Raw genomic sequence first — 3,569 nt, 5'->3', positions numbered from 1 at the left:
GCGCAAAAAATTTTACGAATGATACCTCCCGCGTGTCAAACACCATAGCGGCATACGCGCAAACGTCAGGGGGTGCACCCGGGGATACGGCCGCACCGTCAGCGGTTAATTCTCTCACTGCTGCTACTGGCAGTAGTGAAGGTAGTGTGGTGCTTACCTGGAACTCAACGGGGGATGATGCCGGTACCGGTAACTTAACCGGGCAGTATAAAATACAGTATCTCACAATAAATTCCGGGTGGAACGATTCCTCCGCACAAATTGTGTTGTCAACCACAAACATTACACCGGGTACTGTACGGGTATGGGATATATCGTCCGGATTAACCGCGGGAGTAACCTATTATTTCTCGGTATGGTCAGTTGATGAGGCGGGTAACGTTTCTGCAGTATCAAACCATCCGTCCGCACCGGCGTATAAGGTGTATTCCGGTACACAAACGACTGCAGGTGTGTATTACGGGCATGAAGGATTGTATTCCCTGGGTACCGGCGGGAATAAGGTTGATACTGCGAATGAACGTGTGAGTTACAGGTTCACCGCGCAGGTGACCGGGAATATTACTTCTGTGTATGTTCCCATATTTTCAGTTACCGGCAACCCTCCGGCTTTTTATTGCGGGATACAAAACGATACCAGCGGTAATCCTGCGGAGGCGTGGCTCACAGGGTCCGCTCCGGGAACGTTTGACGCTACAGCGTCCGGGTGGCAAAAGGTTGTGCTCGTATCACCGGCAAATGTTACCCAGGGCCAGGTGTATCATATAGTTGTTGAACAGGTAAGTACTGCTCCGGGGACGTCGAATAATATTTGGTTAACCTCAGGTCTTGATTACACAAAAGTGTTGCCGCTATACAATACTCTTGACGCTAATGCATCATCCCTGCGGGATAGCGGGACAGGTACCTGGGCGGTATTAAACGGGAAACAGCCGGTGTATCTCGTAGAATACGATAACGGTAGTGTTTATGGTAATCCGTGGAATACAAATACGGATACTGATATCTACGATGTCGTTACCACTGGCTGGGAATTTACCCTCGATAATGTAGCTGCAGATATTAGTATCACAACACTTGAAGCGTATATCCAAAAAGTGTATGACGATTCAGGGGATGACCTGTACTACGAAATTCGTGATATCACCTCGGGCAGTACGGTGGTTAAATCCGGAACTTTCGCTACGGAAGCTTCCTTTGTGCTGTCAAGTTCTTATACATGGAAAAGCATGGATATTTCACCGGCGTTAACACTAACAAAAGGGAAGAAGTATAGGATTACTTTTAGTTCGCCATACTCATACGGCGGGTACCGGTTGCATATCCCAAGAACCACAGGTAACGGGATAAGTTATGTTAATACTACGTATAACTCCGGGAGTTCGTATTCCGTTACTGATACAGGGTCAGGGAATGTTGCGGATACTAATGCTGATCCTGCAATACGGATGACAGCTGCCGGGGTGCAGTTTGCGGATACCACACCGCCGGGGAAGGTTGTTAACCTCATAGCTCAACCCGGGGTTAATACCGGTGAGTTAATCTTGCAATGGTCAACCCCGGGGGATGATGATGCTGCGGGGAATCTTACCGGATCATATAATATTGAGTATCTCACAGTAAATACAGGATGGTCCCGTGCGGGTTCTCAAATCATAACATCAGTTTCAAATGTTATACCCGGTACGGCGGTTAATCTTACCCTCACAGGCCTTGTTTCCGGGGCAACGTATTATTTCCGTATGTGGTATGCTGATGAAGAAACTAACTGGTCGGAAAGTTCAAATATAGTATTATCCTACGCAAAACCTGCAGTAGTGGCGGATACTACGCCACCCGCGGGGATTAATACTTTAGTTGCAATGTCAAACCAAACACAGTTACAGGTGAGTTTAAACTGGCAGTCAACCGGTGATGACGGGAGTATAGGTAATATTTCCGGGTTTTATAGTTTACAGTACCTCACTACTGACGGGCCGTGGGATGTGGAATCCGCACAGGTTGTTATCGCCACATCCAGCATCGTACCGGGAAGCCAGCAGAGTTATACCTTAGCACAGGCGTTAGCGGAAGGTGTAACCTACTATTTCTCGTTATGGACAACCGATGATGCGTTAAACGTTTCACCGCAGTCAAACATTGCGGTGGTGTATGTATCCCCGCAAACCGTGGCGGATACTATTGCTCCGGGAGCTATCACCAACCTCACCGCAGTGTCCGGTAATGTATCAGGGCAGGTAATACTTTCCTGGACGTCACCCGGTAATGACGGGTATGTAAATTTATTAAACGGTAATGTTCTTATACAGTACGCAACGGTTGATAGCGGTTGGGATGCACAAGCCGCGCAGGTTGTCGTTCCTATGAGCAATATTAACCCCGGAAGTACACAAAGTTATAGCGTTATCTCTCCGCTTATCCCGGGGACAACATATTATTTCTCAGCATGGGTGCGTGATGCTGCTAATAATATTTCTGCTGTATCAAACCATCCTTCGGCGGTAGCGCAAAAAATGCCGGGCTCGGTATCCGGTATTATCCGCCAGGCAGTGACACTTACACCGGTTGCCGGGGCGGTTATTGAAATCCTGCAGGATAATGCTGTTATCACCCAGACTTCCTCCAACCAAAACGGGGTGTATATCTTACAGCTTACCACCGGGACGTATAATCTTCGTGTGTCAGCAGAGAGGTATCAGACAAGTATTGCTTCAGATATTGTTGTCGGGTTGGAGTCAAGCGTGCAGGTTAATATCGACCTTACCTTATTATCAAATACCGCGCCGTCGCTTAGCTGGACAAATGAAACTGGTTATACCACTGCCGGGGTGGCGCCGTTAACCGGGCGGCCGGGTGCAAATTTTATCTTCCGTGTAAAATACCGGGATACTGAAGATGACCCGCCGTTAAGCAGTTATCCTAAGGTGCATATAAAGAAAAGCGGGGTGGAAGTCATTGTTGCGACATTAACCGCTGTGGGGAATAATTATTCCCAGGGTGCGGTGTATGCCGCGACGGTAACGTTTACCTCCGGAGGGAGTTATACTTACTGGTTTGAAGCATACGATATTTATTACGCTACAGCGTCCGGTGTGCCGACAAATGAGATGTCAGGGTTACAGGTGCTTAACCGCAGCCCGGTATTATCATGGACCGGGGAGACAGGATACTTTAATACCGGCGAAAAACCGGTAACCGGGACAGTGGAAGACCTTATTACTTACCGTGTAAAGTATGTTGACTACGACGGTGATACGCCGTTAACCGGTTATCCCAGGGTTGTTATTAAACTTGAGGGTAATGATTTTGTTACAATCCCCCTGAACGTAAGTACCGGGCCGTATACCACCGGGGTTATATGTTCAACAAGTGTGGTGTTAAGTTTTGCGGGACGGTATACTTATAAGTTTGAAGCTTATGACAAGTATAACGCTAAGGCTTCAGGATTACCGGTCTCTAATAATGACGGGCCTACAATCTCGGGGTATAACCTCACCCCGGAAGTTTTTCTGCAATGGACTGACGAAACTGGGTATAAAGATACCGCGGTGAAGCCATCTTTTGGGACT

Annotated in this window: 1 protein-coding gene; it reads left to right on the top strand. The window is 47.8% G+C overall.

The window, feature by feature from the left end; genetic code table 11:
- On the top strand, positions 1-3,569 hold a 3,569-nt coding region (locus WC955_13205), incomplete at both ends, for a carboxypeptidase regulatory-like domain-containing protein (protein MFA5860012.1).

This window comes from Elusimicrobiota bacterium (assembly GCA_041658405.1).
GTDB lineage: Bacteria > Elusimicrobiota > UBA5214 > JBBAAG01 > JBBAAG01 > JBBAAG01.
Note: the sequence above shows the minus strand (reverse complement) of the source record. Positions and strands in the feature narration are given on the sequence as shown.